The organism is Cloacibacterium rupense, assembly GCF_014645495.1.
Lineage (GTDB): Bacteria > Bacteroidota > Bacteroidia > Flavobacteriales > Weeksellaceae > Cloacibacterium > Cloacibacterium rupense.
Map to the genome: position 1 here is coordinate 18,378 of NZ_BMLV01000002.1, position 18,562 is coordinate 36,939.

General features: G+C 33.2%; 14 protein-coding genes and 1 tRNA gene. 6 read left to right on the forward strand and 9 right to left on the reverse strand.

Annotated features, from left to right (window positions below):
• Positions 1-177: 177 nt before the first annotated feature.
• On the reverse strand, positions 178-1,986 hold the full coding sequence (locus IEW40_RS04010; protein WP_188616810.1) for a discoidin domain-containing protein: 1,809 nt from the start codon (positions 1,984-1,986) through the stop codon (positions 178-180).
• 10 nt (positions 1,987-1,996) lie between these two features.
• Positions 1,997-4,333, reverse strand: a complete 2,337-nt coding sequence (gene bglX / locus IEW40_RS04015; RefSeq protein ID WP_229663374.1) for a beta-glucosidase BglX — start codon at positions 4,331-4,333, stop codon at positions 1,997-1,999.
• Positions 4,334-4,510: 177 nt separating this feature from the next.
• Here bglX and IEW40_RS04020 point away from each other — a divergent pair, with 177 nt between their 5' ends.
• Complete coding sequence (locus tag IEW40_RS04020) at positions 4,511-6,280, forward strand: AMP-dependent synthetase/ligase (protein WP_188616811.1); 1,770 nt, start codon at positions 4,511-4,513, stop codon at positions 6,278-6,280.
• Between the two features lie 43 nt (positions 6,281-6,323).
• Here the strand turns inward: IEW40_RS04020 and IEW40_RS04025 are convergent, their stop codons facing one another.
• Genes IEW40_RS04025 through IEW40_RS04035 form a run of 3 tightly spaced genes read right to left on the reverse strand, consistent with a single transcriptional unit; the run spans position 6,324 to position 9,797 of the window.
• A complete protein-coding gene (locus IEW40_RS04025) occupies positions 6,324-8,609 on the reverse strand; it encodes an NADP-dependent malic enzyme (RefSeq protein WP_188616812.1) in 2,286 nt (761 codons plus the stop codon).
• A 27-nt stretch (positions 8,610-8,636) separates the two neighbouring features.
• Entirely contained in the window at positions 8,637-9,497 is an 861-nt protein-coding gene (locus IEW40_RS04030; RefSeq protein ID WP_188616813.1) for a BadF/BadG/BcrA/BcrD ATPase family protein, read from the reverse strand.
• Positions 9,498-9,542: 45 nt separating this feature from the next.
• Positions 9,543-9,797: a hypothetical protein gene (locus IEW40_RS04035; RefSeq protein ID WP_188616814.1), complete on the reverse strand. Its 255-nt coding sequence runs from the start codon at positions 9,795-9,797 to the stop codon at positions 9,543-9,545.
• Between the two features lie 219 nt (positions 9,798-10,016).
• Between IEW40_RS04035 and IEW40_RS04040 the strand changes: the two genes are divergently transcribed.
• The 5 genes from IEW40_RS04040 to IEW40_RS04060 all read left to right on the forward strand — a co-directional run bounded on the left by IEW40_RS04040 (position 10,017) and on the right by IEW40_RS04060 (position 14,572).
• Positions 10,017-10,475, forward strand: a complete 459-nt coding sequence (locus IEW40_RS04040) for a GtrA family protein (protein WP_188616815.1) — start codon at positions 10,017-10,019, stop codon at positions 10,473-10,475.
• 3 nt (positions 10,476-10,478) lie between these two features.
• Positions 10,479-11,201: a lysophospholipid acyltransferase family protein gene (locus IEW40_RS04045; protein WP_188616816.1), complete on the forward strand. Its 723-nt coding sequence runs from the start codon at positions 10,479-10,481 to the stop codon at positions 11,199-11,201.
• Between the two features lie 81 nt (positions 11,202-11,282).
• Positions 11,283-12,557: an MFS transporter gene (locus IEW40_RS04050; protein WP_188616817.1), complete on the forward strand. Its 1,275-nt coding sequence runs from the start codon at positions 11,283-11,285 to the stop codon at positions 12,555-12,557.
• 2 nt (positions 12,558-12,559) lie between these two features.
• On the forward strand, positions 12,560-13,513 hold the full coding sequence (locus IEW40_RS04055; RefSeq protein ID WP_188616818.1) for an ROK family protein: 954 nt from the start codon (positions 12,560-12,562) through the stop codon (positions 13,511-13,513).
• Positions 13,514-13,519: 6 nt separating this feature from the next.
• On the forward strand, positions 13,520-14,572 hold the full coding sequence (locus IEW40_RS04060; protein ID WP_188616819.1) for a DUF3810 domain-containing protein: 1,053 nt from the start codon (positions 13,520-13,522) through the stop codon (positions 14,570-14,572).
• Between the two features lie 291 nt (positions 14,573-14,863).
• Here the strand turns inward: IEW40_RS04060 and IEW40_RS04065 are convergent.
• The 4 genes from IEW40_RS04065 to IEW40_RS04080 form a co-directional block, all read right to left on the reverse strand.
• Positions 14,864-14,937: transfer RNA gene (locus IEW40_RS04065), tRNA-Met, on the reverse strand.
• 44 nt (positions 14,938-14,981) lie between these two features.
• Entirely contained in the window at positions 14,982-16,268 is a 1,287-nt protein-coding gene (locus IEW40_RS04070; protein WP_188616820.1) for a TlpA family protein disulfide reductase, read from the reverse strand.
• A gap of 45 nt (positions 16,269-16,313) precedes the next feature.
• On the reverse strand, positions 16,314-16,526 hold the full coding sequence (locus tag IEW40_RS04075) for an Fjoh_0651 family PID-CTERM protein (protein WP_188617511.1): 213 nt from the start codon (positions 16,524-16,526) through the stop codon (positions 16,314-16,316).
• Positions 16,527-16,532: 6 nt separating this feature from the next.
• On the reverse strand, positions 16,533-18,539 hold the full coding sequence (locus IEW40_RS04080) for a T9SS type A sorting domain-containing protein (RefSeq protein WP_229663375.1): 2,007 nt from the start codon (positions 18,537-18,539) through the stop codon (positions 16,533-16,535).
• Between the last annotated feature and the right edge of the window lie 23 nt (positions 18,540-18,562).

Sequence of the window (18,562 nt, forward strand, 5' to 3'; positions counted from 1 at the left end):
TTAAACTCAACTATGTTAAATGAATTGTTTGCATTTTTTATTGTCTCAAAAATACAATTTAATTTTGATAATGTTAATAAATTATTAATTTTATTTTAATTAACTGTTAAAATTTATTAAAAGAATTAAAATTTAGGATTATTGTTCTCCTATTTAAGACTTCAATAAAATTTTATTCTAATCTATTTTCATTATATCTGTTTTCTCTGATACCCCATTATTATTAAAGGCTTCTATCTGAAAATAATAAGCATCTGTAGCATCCATCCCCGTAAAATAGTAGTCATTCTTACCATAAACCATAATACTTCCGTATAATTTATCTGGAGATTTACCAAAATAAATCACATATCCATCTGCTAAATCATTTTGTTTCCACTTCATCCAAGAGCTTCTTCTTTCGCCAACTTTATCTTTGCTAGACCTTAAAACCACAAAATTTTCTACCTTTTTGGGGTTCTCACCATTACCATTTCCGAAAACTCTGAATCCACTGATTGCAAATTTGCCAGTTGGCATCTTTAAATTTTGAATTTTTAGATACCTCGCAGTGAAAGGTTTTTCAACTTCTATATAATCGTGAGGTACATCTTTAGTGTTTTTAGATTTATCAACTACCACTTTCCAATTTTTCTCATCATCAGAAGCGTAGATCATATATTGATGTGATTTGCCTAAAGTCTTGCCCAAAAACTCCGCATCTTGATCCGCAAAATTGATTTGAATGGCTTTCACCAAAGATTTTTCGCCTAAATCTGTTTGTAAATATTCATTTTTATCGCCCGTTTTTGCACTCCAATACGTTTTAATATCTTCATCTACCGCAAAATTCGGTTGGAAACTTCCCAAAGTCGAAGAAACTTTCACAGGTTTATTATAATTCAACAACATCCAACCTGTAAATAAACCTTTGATGTGGTCTGCATTTTTATTCGGAAGATAGGTAGGATAGTCACCATATGCTGTATTGCAATACATCACATCATCTTGATCAAAACCAGCTGGCCAAATTCCAATTCTTCTTTCAAAATTATTTTTTTGGCTCAAAACCACGGTAGAAACGTGCCAATATTGTCCGAAATTATCTTCGAAAGTAGCACCGTGCCCCGCTCCTCTTGCAAAACCACCCGGTTTATACGAAAACGGATTGTGTCGCTGATAAGAAAAAGCATCCAAAGGATTTTCGCTTACATAAACTCCATCTGCATAACCAGAAAACTCGGTTCCAGGAGCGCCATATTGTAGGTAATATTTATTGTTGTGCTTCGTCATCCAAGCGCCTTCTATAAATGGAGGCAAAAAGGTATTGTCATTATACTCCCCAAATCTTTCCCAACCGTGAACTTCAGGATGCAAGCCTAACAAAGGCTTCACATAACCTTCAGATTGTAAAGTCTTGGTATTAATTTCCGTTCCTAAAAGAGGAAATTCATTACTAGAACCCCAATACAAGAATAATTTTTTCAAATCTTTATCATACAAAAAAGCGGGGTCCCAAGCTCCTACTTTGAAATGCTCTACCGCAATTTGCCAATCATCTTTTTCAGGGTTTTTAGATTTCCAAATAGAAAAACCTGGACCGTGAGTAGAACCAATCACATACAACTCACCTTCCATTTCGAAAACTGCAGGTGCGCAGAGTTCATCATAAATTTTAATACTTGGGTCTGGCATTTGATTTGGCATTCTGAAAGCTCCCGGAGGAAATTGAGGAAACTCATCAGTCGGTTTTAAGAATTTTCTGGAAATAAAATTCCAGTTAGACATATCATCACTCCACCAATACCCCCATTGATTGGTGCTAAAAAGGTAATATTTCCCTTTGAAATTCACAATTACAGGGTCTGCTGTAGCTCTGTGTTTTCCCTGAGTTGCAAAATTAGGAATTGGGGTATAGCCGTAATCTACATTGATAGGATTACAGTAAGTCTTCTGTTGCGCCGAAAAAAACGCAACAGAAAACAATGCGATTAAAAAAGTTCTCATTTTTTGAGAGTTATTTATTCCATGTAATTTTTTGAGAAACAGTCTTTTGCGAATCACCGCCTACAAAAAATTCAAATTCGCCAGATTCCCAATCGTATTTAAGATTGTTGTCGTAGAATTTAAGATCTTCTGGAGTGATGTTAAAAGTAACCTTTTTGGTTTCACCAGCTTTTAAGAATACTTTTTGGAAACCTTTCAGTTCTTTTACAGGTCTGGTATTGCTACCTACGATATCTCTAATGTACAATTGTACGATTTCAGCACCATCGTATTTGCCGGTATTTTTTAGGTCAACGGAAACTTTCAAAGTTTGATTTCCTTTTAAATTCTTAGAACTTAAACTTAAATTATTGTAAGCAAATTGCGTGTAGCTTAATCCATAACCAAACGGATAAAGCGGTGTATTACATTCATCTAAATAATTAGAACGAAATTTTTGGAACTCACATTTTTCTGTTTTAGCTTCATCTAATGGTCTTCCTGTATTTTTATGATTATAGAAAATAGGAACTTGACCTACGCTTCTAGGGAAAGTCATCGGCAATTTAGCAGACGGATTTACTTTACCAAAAAGTACATCAGAAATGGCAAATCCAGCTTCAGAACCAGGGAACCAAACGTTAAGAATAGCATCTGCCAATTCGCTTTCTTCTTTAATTTCCATAGCTCTACCTGCAAATAACACCAAAACAATTGGTTTACCCGTTTTTTTCAATTCTATCAATAAATCTTTTTGAGATTGAGGAATAGAGATATTAGTTCTAGAACTTGCTTCACCACTCATTTCAGCAGTTTCGCCTATTGCCAGAAGAATTACATCTGCTTTATTGGCAACGTTTACCGCTTCTTTTAGCATTTCTTCTTTGCTTCTAGAATCTCTATAAGTGTTTTTTCCAAACATTGCAGCGTTTTGTTCAAAAACAGGATCATAATCTACATTAGCACCTTTGGCATAAGTAAAATTTACAGAATTACCAAAAGTTTGTTTAAGACCTGACAAAAGAGAAACCGCATCTTTATGCTTAGCGGCTACACTCCATGTACCTGGCATATTTTCGGCATTGTCTGCTAACGGACCAATAACTGCGATATTTTTTTGAGATTTTAAAGGAAGAATTTCGTTGGCATTTTTCATTAAAACCATAGATTGCGCTGAAATACTTCTTGCAATATCTCTGTTTGCTTGACTGAAAACTTCGGTTTTTGCTCTATTTACATCACAATACTTATAAGGATCATCAAAAAGGCCTAAATCATACTTCGCTTCTAAGATTCTTTTTACTGCTAAATCTATCTGTTTAATGTCTACTTTTTTCTCTTGTACAGATTTTTTAAGTGTGGTAAGGAAACCTTCTCCTACCATATCCATATCTACACCTGCATTCATAGCCAAGGCAGAAACTTGTTGTAAGTCTCCCATTCCGTGATCTATCATCTCGTTGATACCAGTGTAATCTGTTACAACAAATCCTTTGAATTTCCATTGATTTCTAAGAACTTCTGTCATCAGCCATTTATTTCCAGTAGCAGGAATTCCGTCTACTTCGTTGAAAGAAGCCATCACAGAACCTACACCTGCTTCTACTGCTGCTTTGTAAGGAGGGAAGTATTCATTATACATTCTTACGTGGCTCATATCTACGGTATTGTAATCTCTACCAGCTTCTGGCGCTCCGTAAAGTGCAAAATGTTTTACACAAGCCAAGATGGTGTTTTTAAGTGATAAATCTTTTCCTTGATAACCAAAAACCATTGCTTTAGCCATTTCAGAACCTAAATATGGGTCTTCGCCAGCACCTTCTGCTACCCTTCCCCATCTAGGGTCTCTAGAAATATCTACCATTGGTGAGAAAGTCCAGTTGATACCATCTGCACTAGCTTCACTAGCCGCAATTTTTGCAGATTGCTGCACTAAATTAGTATCAAAAGAAGATGCTAAACCTAATGGAATTGGGAAATTGGTTTCGTAACCATGTATAACATCCATTCCAAAGATTAAAGGAATTTTGAGACGGCTTTTTTCTACCGCTACTTTTTGTACTTCTCTGATTTTTTCAACGCCTTTTATGTTGAAAAGACCTCCTACTTTTCCTTCTTCAATTTTTTTACCGATATCAGAACTTTGGGCTTGACCAGTGGTAATATCACCAGCTCCGGGAAGATTAAGTTGTCCTAATTTTTCGTCAAGTGTCATTTTAGACAATAGAGAATTTACGAAAACTGTTTTTTTGGATTGGTACTCTTTAGTCTGATAACTTTGAACAGGCTGTCTTACAATTTCTTGGGAAAATCCTACAACAGAAATCAACAGAGTACAAAACACCATTTTAGGATTAAAGGTTAACATATGTATTTTTATTTAGGATTAATTTAGGATAAAATTATAAATCTTTTATGATATACATACTATAAAATCTATATTTTAACACTTTGAGACAATAATAAAAAAAGAAAAAAAATTGCCTTTAGAATGATAAATTAATTAAATTTGGAAAATTGTAATTATAAAAAATTTATCATAAAAATGAAATTAATACAACTGCTACAAAAAAATGCGCAGATTCTTCCAAATAAAAATGCTATAAGCTATAAAGATGGTGAAAATCTTATTGTTTTGACATGGAAAGAATTTTGGGAAAAGGTCTGCCAAACAGCTAACGGTCTTCACACTTTAGATGTAAAAAAGGGAGATTGCGTAGGCGTTTTCTCTCAAAATTCTAAAGATTGGGTGATTTTTGATGTAGCAGTGCAAATGTTAGGTGCCATTACTATCCCTATTTATGCCACTAACAATTATGCACAGACAGAATACATCATCAAACAAACCGAAATGCAACACATTTTGGTGGGTGATACCCCTCAATTAGAAATTCTGAAAAGTGCCGAAACTCACCTCAACAGAAAACTTCATATTTTCACTTCTCACACCATAAAAGATGAAGCAGAAAATATTACCTATTTCCCTGATTTTATCAAAAATTTCTCTACCGAAAGAAAAATGGCAGAAATTTCTGATGATGATTTAGCAACCATTCTTTACACTTCTGGAACTACAGGTACGCCAAAAGGTGTAATGTTATCACACGGTTGTTTCAAAGATGTAATAAGTGCGCACAATCAATTTTTTGGTTTTGAAAACTTGCATACCATGAAATCATTGGCTTTCTTGCCTTTGAGCCACATTTTCGAAAGAGCTTGGACTTTATACGTACTCTCTCAAGGTGGTGAAGTTGCCATTTTAGAAGACCCAAAAAATATTCTCAGCACCTTAAAACAAGTACAACCCAATGCGATGTGTGCAGTACCTAGATTCTATGAAAAAGTGTATCAAACTTTGGTTAAAAAAATAGATGCAGCATCGCCAACCAAACAAAAACTGTTCAAAAAAGCTTTAGAAGTAGGTGCTAAAGTTGCCGATAAAAAAAGAGTAGGTGCTTCAATTCCTTTTGGATTGAACCTTCAGCATAAATTTTTTAATGCTTTGGTTTTCAAAAAAATTAAAAATGAATTGGGCGGAAATCTAGAATTCTTGCCTTGTGGCGGCGCCATGCTTAAAAAAGAAATTTCAGAATTCTTTGCTGCCATTGGTTTACCTGTAATTGTAGGATACGGATTAACCGAAACTACGGCTACTGTAACTGCTCTACCTACCAAAAATTATGTATATGGCAGTGTAGGAATCCCGTTACCAGGAGTAGAAATAAAAATAGGTGCTGAAGACGAAATCTTGGTAAAATATGGTGGTGTAATGAAAGGTTACTATAAAAATGAAGAAGAAACTGCCAAAGTTTTTACAGAAGATGGCTATTTCAGAACAGGTGATGCCGGCAGAATAGACGAAAATGGTAATTTATACATTACCGACAGAATTAAAGATTTAATGAAAACCTCTAATGGTAAATACATAGCACCACAGAGCATTGAAATCCCTTTACAATCTCATCCCGAAATCCTCCAAGCCATGGTAATTGCGGAAGGAAAGCCTTATGTTTCTGCGGTGATTGTACCGGATTTTGAAACTTTGATTGAAAAATATCAGGAGTTTAAAAATTATGTTTCATTAACTATAGAAGAAAAGAAAAAACTTCTAGAGTCTCCATTTATCAAAGAAAAATTCGAGAAAATAGTATCAGAAATTCAAAAGGAATTTGCGTCTTACGAAAAGATTAAAAAATTCAAACTTCTGCCAGAAGAATTTACGATAGAAAAAGGCGAAATAACCCCTACCCTCAAAATTAAAAGAAGAGTGGTTTTAGAAAAACTAAATGCTCTGATTGAAGGAATGTATGCTTAATAAAAATATCCCCTTAGACTAATTCCAAGGGGATTTTTATTGATTATTTAGATTCTCTCATTTGCGCATCCAAAACAGCAATAGTAGCGAGATTTACTATTTCATCTACACTGGCTCTCATTTGCAATACATGAACTGGCTGGCTAAGTCCCATCAAAATAGGACCAACCACTTGTGCAACCTTCATTCCTCTGATGATTTTATAAGAAAGATTGGCACTTTCTAGATTCGGGAAGATAAAAGTATTGGCAGGTGTATCTCCTAATTTTGAGAAAGGATAATCCTGAAGATGGTCTGCACTCATCGCGAAATCTGGTTGTATCTCTCCATCTACAATCATGTTAGGATACTTCTGATGAAGAATTTCTACCGCTTTGGCTACTTTTTTAGAAATTTCTGCATTAGAAGAGAAATTTTCGTAAGAAAGCATGGCAATTCTAGGTTCTATAGCAAAAGATTTGATGGTTACTTCTGCCATTTTTGCAATATTTGCCATTTCCTCAGCTGTCGGATTTTGATTGATAGAAGTATCAGCAAAAAAATAGGGTTTTTTATCAGACAGAATCATCATCATAGCCGCTACTCTGTCAACGCCTTTATCTTTTTCTATCAACTCAAGCACAGGTTTTAGTACAGTTCTATAATTTTTAGAATACCCTACAATCAGTGCATCAGTATCACCATGCTTCAGCATTAGTGGCCCGAAATAATCTCTTTGTCTTACCAATCTTTTGGCAATATATTCATTAATACCTTTTCTGTTTCTAAGTTCCCAAAGTGTATTTCTATATTTTCTACGATTTTCTTCTTGGTCGTCATCCGAAGGATCTACAATAGGAACATCTAAATAAATATCAAATTTTTCCATTTGTTCCAAAATGTATTTTTTCTCTCCCAATAATATAGGATGTGCTATACCTTCTTCGTATAGAATCTGTGCAGCTTTTAGCACGTTATATTCTTCGGCATTTCCTAGTACTACTCTTTTCGGGTTAGAACGGGCGCGATTTTGCATCATTCTGATGAGTTTTTCGTCTCTTCCCATTCTATCTAACAACTGTGTTTCGTATGCTTCGAAATCCGTAATCGGTTTACCTGCAATTCCACTTTCTATGGCCGCTTTTGCCACTGCAATAGAAACTTTGGTTAAGAGTCTATTATCAAAAGGTTTTGGGATAAAATAATCTCTTCCGAATCCTAAATTTTTAACATTATAAGCCAGTTTCACCATTTCTGGAACGGGTTCTTTGGCTAAATCTGCGATAGCACGAACTGCCGCTAATTTCATTTCTTCGTTAATTCCCGAAGCTTGTACATCTAATGCACCGCGGAAAATGTATGGGAAACCAAGTACATTATTCACCTGATTAGGAAAATCACTTCTACCCGTAGCCATAATTACATCTTTTCTCACAGAAACTGCCAGATTATAATCAATTTCTGGAGTAGGATTTGCCAGCGCAAAAACCAAAGGATTATCTGCCATAGATTGCAGCATATCGGCAGTCATTACGTTTCCTTTAGAAAGACCTACAAAAACATCAGCTCCCTTCAAAGCATCTTCTAGCGTTTCGATTTCGGTATGAGCAATAAAATCAATTTTTTCTGGAGTTAGGTTTTCTCTTTTATGATTAATCACGCCTTTAGAATCGCACATTAGCACATTATCTTTATTGAGGCCAAGTGCAATGTATAATTTGGTACAAGCTATAGCTGCAGCTCCTGCACCATTCACTACCATTTTTACATTTTCTATTTTTTTACCTGCCAATTCTAAAGCATTGATAAGTGCTGCAGCCGATATAATTGCCGTACCATGTTGGTCATCATGCATTAAGGGAATATCAAGCTCTTCTTTTAATCTTTGTTCTATGTAAAAAGCTTCTGGAGCTTTGATGTCTTCTAGGTTAATCCCCCCAAAAGTAGGAGCAATTCCTTTTACGATTTCTATAAATTTATCTGGGTCTTTTTCATTGATTTCAATATCAAAAACATTGATATCCGCAAAGATTTTAAACAATAGACCTTTACCTTCCATTACAGGTTTAGAAGCCTCAGCACCTATATCACCCAATCCTAGAACTGCCGTTCCGTTTGAAATTACGGCTACTAAATTACCTTTAGATGTATATTCATAGACTGTTTTTGGATTTTTTTCGATTTCTAAACAAGGTTCAGCAACTCCTGGTGAATATGCCAAAGATAAATCTCTCTGAGATGAATGTGGTTTAGAAGGAATAACCTCTATTTTGCCTTTTGGTTCTGATTTATGATAATCAAGAGCTGCTTGTCTGAACTGCTCTTGATCTCTATGTGTTTTGTTAGACATAATGTTTTAAAAAATAATTGGCTAATTTTATAATTGGTTGAAAATATATTTTTTGTGATATTCTACCAGGCTTTCTATTGGTTTTTGAACAATATGACCTACGGTTAGATTCAGTTCTGCTGCTGCAGCACGCAGTACATCTTCATAATAATAGGCAATAGAACCTATGAAATTAATCTCAGCTTCTCTAGCTTCTTCGTATGGCAAAACTTGGTACTCAAAGAAATTCTTCATTTCATCAAAAACCATATTTTGAAAGTATGGATGCTGCTTTCTTTGAATCACAAATTTATTAAACTCTGCTAAGTAAGCATTAGCACGAGGATTGTGATACATATTCTTGATAGCATCTTCTATGGTCAAATGATATGTTTCAACAAATTCTTGATGAAGGTCTTGAGGTAATTTTTTCATAAAAAATCTTCTAAGCAAGTGCTTCCCGAGTGCACTGCCACTGCCTTCGTCACCAATTAAAAACCCAAGTGATGGCAGGTCTCTTCTGATGGAATTTCCATCAAAATAACAAGAATTAGAACCAGTTCCTAGTATACAAACAATCGCTGGTTTACCATTGTATGCTGCATATGCTGCAGCGGTAAGATCTTCTTTAACGGTAACTTTGGCATATGGGAAAACTTTCTGCAATTGTGTCTCTACAAGCAAAGCATTTTCTGCAGTTCCGCAACCAGAACCGTAAAAATAAATGTACTCTAATTGGTTTTTGATAAGGAATAAATGCGGATTTTTTTCGATTTCCTGAGGAATAAGGTCTGCATTTATGATATTAGGATTAAAACCGATGCTTTCGGTTTTTTGAGAAACTTTTCCTGAATTTTCTAGAATTACCCAGTCACATTTTGTAGAACCACCATCAACAATTGCAATCATACTAATAGAATGTTTATCCTGCGAAATTAGGAATTTTCGGTCAAATTACTCTACGTTTTCTTCATCTTTTAAACTGAGCCAGTTGTCTATTTCATCTTCTAGAATATTGGTTTGCAACTGAAGCGCCAACATGAAATCATCTGTTACAGAATCTTTGTCGCCAGTTTCTATATCCCATATCTCGTCTGAGAGATTTTCAAACTCAGTATAAATTCTCTTAAAGCGAGGACTTTTTTCCTCTAGGTTTTTAATCTTATCTTGTTGGAATTGAAATTTCCTGTAAGATCTTGGTGTTTTCATCATTAATTGTTTTGTGTTTTTAGAAATAAAATGAGATAATCTGCGGTGTCTCAAGATAAAAAAACACTTTCATATCTCTATGAAAATGAGTTTTTTACTTTGTCTTTCTATTAATATTTTATGTTAACTAAATTATACAAATTTTTGAAACAAAAAAATTTTTTAATTGTTTTTATCAAACTTTAACATTTAAGTTTAAATTTGTGGGTTAGAAATTTTATGAAACAACTTTTATTAAAACAAAAACAAGTTCTGTTTTTTATTATAGCAGGTGGTTTAAGCGCAATTGTAGAAATTGGCAGCTTCAAATTATTCAGCGTATATATCCCTAATTTATTTACATTGGAGAAAGATTTCTACGGAATTCATTTCCCTCTGAGCAACATTTTTTCAACCTTTTGTGGAATTATCTTCAATTATTTCCTAAGCATTTGGTTCGTTTTTGAAAGAGGCAAACATTCTAAAAGAAAGGAGTTTGCCTATTTTATGTTTATTTCTTTTTTATCAACCCTACTAAGCTTGCTGTTTTTCCAAATTTTCTTTCGATATGTATTTAAAGATAATATAGATTTAATTATTTATACTTTAAGTCCTGAAATAATTAGTAAAATCTCTGCGATTATATTGGTTTCTATTCTCAATTATTCTGTAAAGAAAAATGTAATTTTTAATGGATAAAAAATGACAAAGTTCTTTAACTATTTATGGCGAGGATGGATGATCATAATAGCAGGTATTCTGCTGATTCTATTTTTTATCCCCGTATATCTACTATCGATAAGAAAAGAGCATTACAAGTATGCTTATTTTTTTGTGAGAATCTGGTGCATTGGCATTTTCTATGGAATGGGTTTTAGATATGAATTAAAAAAACTCACAGAAAAAAAAATAGACAAAGACCAGCAGTATGTAATTATTGCCAATCATACCTCAATAATGGATATCATGCTACCTGTGATATTATTCCCTGACCATCCTATTTGTTTTGTAGGGAAGAAAGAATTGGTGAAAATCCCAATTTTTGGAACCATATATAAAAGAATATGTGTATTAGTAGATAGAAAATCAGCTAAAAGTCGTGCAGAAGTTTACAAGAGGTGTGCAGAGAGAATGAATGAAGGTGATAGTATAGTCATCTTCCCAGAAGGTGGTGTACCAGATGACACTTCTATTATTCTAGACCAATTCAAAGATGGTGCTTTTATTCTTTCTAGGGACCATCAATCTCCTATTGTAGTCTTTACATTTATGGGACTAAAAGAGATGTTTCCTTTTGACAATAGCAAAGGACACCCTGGAAAAGTTAAAATTTATATGAACGACATCATAGAACCAACAAAAAACATACAAGAATTAAAAGAAGTTTCATATAATCTTATTAAATTTACGCTTCAAAATAATTAACCCAACTATTGTATCAATTTGAGAAAATAATATATATTTGTGTTAAGTATAAATTGAAAACAAATTAAAAAACAAATAAATATGAGCACTACAGAGAAAACGCAGAGCTATGCTTTGCCGATTGCAATGATGTTTGCACTCTTTTTTATGATTGCCTTCGTAACAGGTTTGCCAAGCCCAATGGGCGTAATTGTTGCCAACCAATTCGGAGCATCAAATTTCGAATCACAATTAGGATTCTTAGGTAATTTTATCGCCTATGCATTTATGGGAATTCCTGCAGGAATTATGCTGAAGAAATTAGGTTATAAAGTAACCGCATTAATTGCCATAGCCGTAGGTTTTGTTGGCGTAGGGGTACAGTTCTTATCTGGGCAAGTAGGTCTTTTTGCTGTCTATTTAATTGGTGCTTTCATCTCTGGTTTCTCTATGTGTATGCTAAATACTGTAGTAAACCCAATGCTAAACACTCTAGGAGGTGGTGGTAATTCTGGAAACAAATTACTACAATTTGGTGGTTCTTTAAATTCTATTGGCGCTACTATTACCCCAATGTTAGTAGGTTATTTAATGGGCGCTGAGGCTGGTAGAACTATAGAAAAAGCTAATCCTGCACTATTTTTAGCTATGGGTATTTTTGCCGTAGCTTTTGTGGTATTATCTTTTGTTAAAATTCCTGAACCGCATAAAGAAACAGCTGAAGAGCGTAGTGTAAAACACTCTCATAGCCCATTATCTTTCCGTCATTTTATTTTTGGTGCTATTGCAATTTTCATCTATGTAGGTACTGAAATTGGTATTCCAAGTACTGCTAACCTTTTCATGACAGCTAAAACAACTGCGGAGAACCCTGGATTAGGAATAGATGCTACTATCGCTGGAAGTATTGTTGGAGTTTATTGGTTATTAATGCTAGTAGGTCGATTAGCTGGTGGTATTCTAGGCTCTACAATTTCAAGTAAAAAAATGTTGATTTCTGTTTCAGTATTAGGATTAGTTTTAATTCTTCTTGCCATTTTCACTCCTGTTAGCACTACGGTAACCCTTCCATTTAATGGTGCACAAGTCCCTCTAAGTATTGTATTTTTAGTACTTTGTGGTTTATGTACATCTATCATGTGGGGAGGTATTTTTAACTTAGCTGTTGAAGGTTTAGGAAAATATACTGCTGCTGCATCTGGTATTTTTATGGTGATGGTTTGTGGTGGAGGTATAGTACCTCTAATCCAAGGATGGGTATCAGATAATTTTGGTTATATGAACAGTTATTGGGTAATGTTTGCATGTCTTGCTTATATGCTTTGGTATGCATTAATAGGTTGCAAAAATGTAAATACAGACATTAAAGTAGATTAATTATGAAAGCAAAATATGCAATTGGTATCGATGTAGGTGGTACTAATACTAAATTCGGTGTAGTAAATAGAAACGGAGAGATTTTAATTCAAGATAGAATTAAAACTAATGAAAAAGAAAATGTAGAAGGCTTTATAGAAGTTTTAGCAGAAAAACTTCAACCCATGATTGATCAATTTGGCGGGCCTGAAGCATTTGTAGGAATTGGAATGGGTGCTCCTAATGCTAACTATTACCAAGGAACTATAGAATATGCTGCCAACTTAAAATGGAAAGGGATAATTCCTATGGCAGACATTATGGAAGAAAAATTTAAAATTCCCACAAAACTTACCAATGATGCTAACGCTGCCGCAGTAGGAGAAATGCAATATGGAGTTGCTAAAGGCATGAAAAACTTTATCACTATCACCTTAGGAACTGGTGTTGGCAGTGGAATTATCATTGATGGAAATATTGTACTAGGATTCAATGGTTTCGCGGGTGAACTCGGCCATGTCATTGTACGAAATGGAGGTAGACTTCACAAAGGAACCGGTTTAAAAGGAGCCCTAGAATCATACGCTTCTGCAACAGGAGTTAGAGATACTGCTATTGAACTTTTACAATCTAACCCTGACATTCCAAGTTTATTAAGAAGTTTTACGATCGATGAGTTAACTAGCGAAACAGTTTTTAAATGTGCAGAACAAGGTGATAAATTAGCTAATGAAGTATTCGAATTTACAGGTAAAATTCTTGGTGAAGCCTTAGCGACTTTCGTATTGTTTTCAGCACCTGAAGCTATAGTTCTTTTCGGAGGCCTAACCAAAGCTGGAGACTTGATCATGAAACCTACAAGACAAGCGATGGAAGAAAACTTGCTACAAGTGTTTAAAAATCAAGTTAAAATATTATACAGTACTTTAAATGAGGCAGATGCCGCTATTTTAGGCGCAAGTGCTTTAGTCTGGTAAACTAACATGACTATTTTCAAGAACTATAATCGCAAAATTATATATTGGGTGAGCATTTTGTTTGCCCAATTTTTTTTATTTTACATATTATCAATAACCACTTTGGGAATAAGATTAGCCAATACTATTTTTGAACTAAAGAAAAAAAGTCATCAGACAATATTCTCTATCACTAATTTTTCTATAGGAGACATAATTTACAGCTTTATATTTTTTTTCCTTCTAATCATAATCTATAAAATCTTTAGAAAAAAATCACGTCATGCATACTTAGTAAAACTTCTAAAAACTATAAACATCCTATATTTTATCTATCAAATTTTCTGGGGACTTCTATATTTTCAACCGCCAATAATTGAAAAACTTCCCACAAAAAAAATTTCAGAAGAAACTCTAAGTAAATTAACCCTAAAATATATACACAAAACCAATATCAGTAGAAATTATGTGCTACAAGACAAAAATGGAGTTTTCTGTATTAAGAATATAGAAGAGACAAAACATAAAATACTTGAAAATCAAAAAAAAATTCCAAGAAAATTCTCTGAAAAACAATACACCTTGATTGATAATTTTAAACCCACTCTTTTGGGTAAATATTTCAGTTATACAGGTATACTCGGGTATTACAACCCTTTTACATCAGAGGCACAGTATAATCCTCAATTACCCGCAACTTATATCCCATTTACCTTAGCACATGAAAGCGCACACCAATTAGGTTTTGCTAGAGAACAAGAAGCTAATTTTATAGCCTACCTTATATGCAAAAATTCAAAAAACCCTGACCTTGAATATAGCGCAAATCTCTATGTCTTAAAAAGTCTATTAAATGCACAGTTAGAAAAAAATCCCGAATTTGTGGGGCAAGCAAAATTATTTTTATCAGATGCTGTAAAAAGAGATTTAGAAAACAATAAAATGTTTTATGAAAATCATCAAGGTTGGATCAACAACCTATTTCATGCAACGAATGATTTGTTCTTAAAATCTAACAGACAAGAAGGCAGTATCACCTATAGTTACTTTATAGAACTGCTTATTAGATATGAAAATTAGCTGTTTTAAACAAAAAAAAGAATCACATCTTTCGATGTGATTCTAAAAACACAAATGATGAAAAAAAATTTATTGCCTTAAGAGCAGAACGCTCATTCAAAGCGGTGTAAAAGTACATCAATATTATCAATTTACAAAATATTTTTGCGTTTTTTTTATCAATATTTTACCAATAAATATCATATAATTAGTTATTCTATTAACAATTAACATATTATATTATAAATAACAATAAAAAATGGGCTAAAATCATGCAAATAAAAAAAAGACAACAATAATTGTTGTCTTTTGTAGCGAAGACGGGATTTGAACCCGTGACCTTTGGGTTATGAATCCAACGCTCTAACCACCTGAGCTACCTCGCCGTTTTTCGTGGTGCAAATATATGAATATTTTTATTCTCTGCAAATTATTTTAAACCAAGAAAATTTAAAACTTCAACAAAATTATCGGGATTAGAAATAATTTTATTGGAAACATCTACTATATAAAAAGTTGGAGTTGCATGTATATTATATGTATCTACATAAGAACTATACCATCCTTTTAATTCAGAGTCATTTATCCAAGGTAACAGTTTTACTTTTTCTGTATATGAATGCTTATCAGAATCTAGTGATAATCCGACAACCTCAATGTTTTTAGATTTAAGCTCATTATATTTGGTAAGCATTTCACCAATTTCTTTTTCGCAATGAGAACAAGTAGAAGCCCAAAAAATAATAACTTTTTTATCCGCTTTTATATCGTATATTGATTTTGTTTTTGTATTAGAAGGAGCAATAAATTTATAGTTTGGAAACACAGAACCTATTGCCGTATTTTCATTAGATTTAATCGTTCCTGACAATCTATCATTAATCGTGCATTTTAGCGCCTTAGCTTCTGCAAGATATTTATCCTTTAGATCCTTAATACTGTATACATTAAATATTTCGATTAATTCAGAAAGAATAGTTTGTCCTCTAGGCGTCTCTAGATTTACTGTCTTTAATAATTTATCTGTCTCCTCTGCTAAGGATGCCTTGTTAGAATTACTTAAAAAACTTATAAGTATTGGCCTAAGCAAAGATGATGTTTCTAAATAATTGTTTGTAGAATTAAGAAAATTGATGATTTCACTATTCCCTGGGGCTTTTACACCTGCTGTTTCGGAAAGATATTTTTTGTAGTTACTTGTATAATAATCTATGAAAGGATGTTTTTCTGCATTATACGAAATGTTTGTACTTAGATTACCAATTTCGTCATTTAAAGCTTTTCCAAATGCTGAATCATCTCTGTAGAATGTTACTATCTGATAAAGTGCAGGAAGAATTTGCTCCTTCTTTTTTTGTTGATCTTGTAAGCCATAAAAAATTTTATTGGCTTCATCTAGATAATCAATTTTCGCCACTTTACCATTTTTAGTAGTAAAATTTAATAAGACATTACTATTCTCTGAAATAAAAGTAACAGATGAATTAGTTTCTGGAAAGTAGACTTTCATCATCCCTTCATACTTTTCTTTTACATTAAAATCCCAAGTATTGTTTTTTTTAAAGGCTTTATCTATGATTAGATCTTTAGAACCATTCAATTTATACAAATAAGCCTCTGATGCATTAAAATCAATAGGTGCTTTTATGCTAATTGCAAACTGAGCTTTATAAAAAGTAGCAATAAATAATGATGTAAGTAATATAATATTTTTCATAGGATAAAGATAAAAAAACTCACAATTTCTTGTGAGTTTTTATGATTAATTTTTTACTAATCTATTTGATTTTTTATACGTAAAGTATATTACAAATATTGCTACAATTGCCAAATATATTATGTAATCATCAATTGGAGATGCTGGAGCTCCAGGTGTTACACCACCTCCACCACCTGGAGGAGTTGGTGGTTGTGCATTTACTATATTATAAAATAAAATGGCAAAGAAAAATAATAATTTATATAGATGTTTCATGGCTTCTTATTTTATAATTTTAGAGGTTACTTTTTCACCAAGTTCTGAAATAACATTAACAATGTACGCATTGTTTACGTTATCATCAAGTTTGATTAAATAATCAGAACTAGCGCTTACGTTTTTATCACTAAAAATAAGTCTGCCACTCATATCGTGTACATATATATCTGCTTTTTTCCAATTTGGATCAAATTTTACGATATATTTCTTCGCGTCTTCTATATATAATATCTTAGTTCTAGAAGGAGTTTTTCCTTCATTAGTCCCCAATGTTCCGTCTGTTTGTGGTTTGCCATAATACAAATCATATTCTGTAGAAGTTACAGGAATTGTATTCATCTGTTTAACATCTATCAAGCTACCATTGTTTTTGGCATCTTTGATATAGAATCCTTCTCCTGAAGATAGCAAATGAGTTCCATCGTTTACCAATTGAGCATTTTCTCGAATTTCAAATTTATATGATTTGATTTTATCACTATAGTTAACTAGTTTTATATTTTTTCCTTTAAAGTCGTTCTCATTGGCTTCATTGATGTACAACCAATATTTACTAGTTTGGTTATAGTCATATCCTCCGTTCAATGCTTCTTCATAAGTTCCTACAATATTATTACTGAAAGCGGTAACTTGTGTATTTGCTTTTGTAGAGTTACCTGTAGTAGCATCAGGATACACAACATAATAAGTTCTACCTATTTCATTTCCATCAGCATCTAATGCTATTACACCTAATTGTTTAGTAACAGTTGACGCTTTTTTAGATGAGACTCTTGCAGCAGTTACGCTATAATTATTGACTTGCCTTGGATAATATTGAAATCTTCTTAAAGTTTTAAAATCTAAAGTCCTTTGAGCTACTGGAGCGGTTTTGGTGTTATCTTTCATTTTTATAACAAAAGTCCCCATTGGCCTAACCATCATATAATCAATATCCCCAGTCGGATTTCCTGCTGTATCAAAAGTTACATACTTATATGAAGTAGAACCTCCACCTACATTACTAGTGTATTGAACTCCCGAAACCTCTAACCTAATACCATATATATTAGACAAAAAATTACCGTCGCCAGAAGCTCCTTCGTTAATCGCTATTCTAGTTAAATCAAGATTAGTTAAAAAAGGATTCCCGAATTGATATAAATTTTTCCCAAAACCCTTACCATTAGCATCCGCAGAATCCCATGCTACTCCTCCACTTGCTATATGAAAACCATCTTGTAAATATGAATTATATCTTTCGTTGTATTGATTACGATTATTACCTCCTGTCCCAAAATTAATTGCAGCTCCTGCATTTTCTAAAATAACATTTGGCACATTCAAATCAGAATAAGGGATACCTTTAACCGTGAAAACTTTAGAACTTGTATCTAAATTTTTAGAACCCAGTATATAATAATCTGTACCTGTTGCTGTTTTGTCTGTTACTGGAGTGAAATCAAAAACAACATTGTTGTTATTCCATTTTAGAATTTCGTTCTCTGACCATCTTGTATTGGTAAATCCTTTACCTAATTCTGCAGAAGAACTTAAAGTAGATAAAGTCTTAAAGAAAAAAGGCATTGCAATCTGTTGGTATGAGCCATGCTTTACTGCTCTATACTCTTGGTCTACAAACCCATCAACGTTCAATTGAGTTAAACCACTTATATAAAGTTGGCCATAAGTATAAACGGGGGCATTAGCAGGGTTTGCAGAATTAATTGATCCATAGTTATTAGGCTCATTAATTTTATTAATAAAATTACCTCCTGCTTCTGATTCAAGTTTAGGATTCCCATTTGCCTTTAGAGTTCTAAAAACATCACTTGCTCCTCCTACAATCATTACATTTCCACCATTAATAACCTGAGCATTGTCTTTTAGCACTAAACTGCCAGTATTGTACACTAACGCACCTTTACTTACTGACATCTTTGCATTGACATCCATAAATGTGCCATTAGTCTGGGCTTTTACAAGTATAAGCCCTCCAATTAATGTTAGAGTTAATAAATTTTTTTTCATTTCGTTTGTGTTTTGAAAGAAGA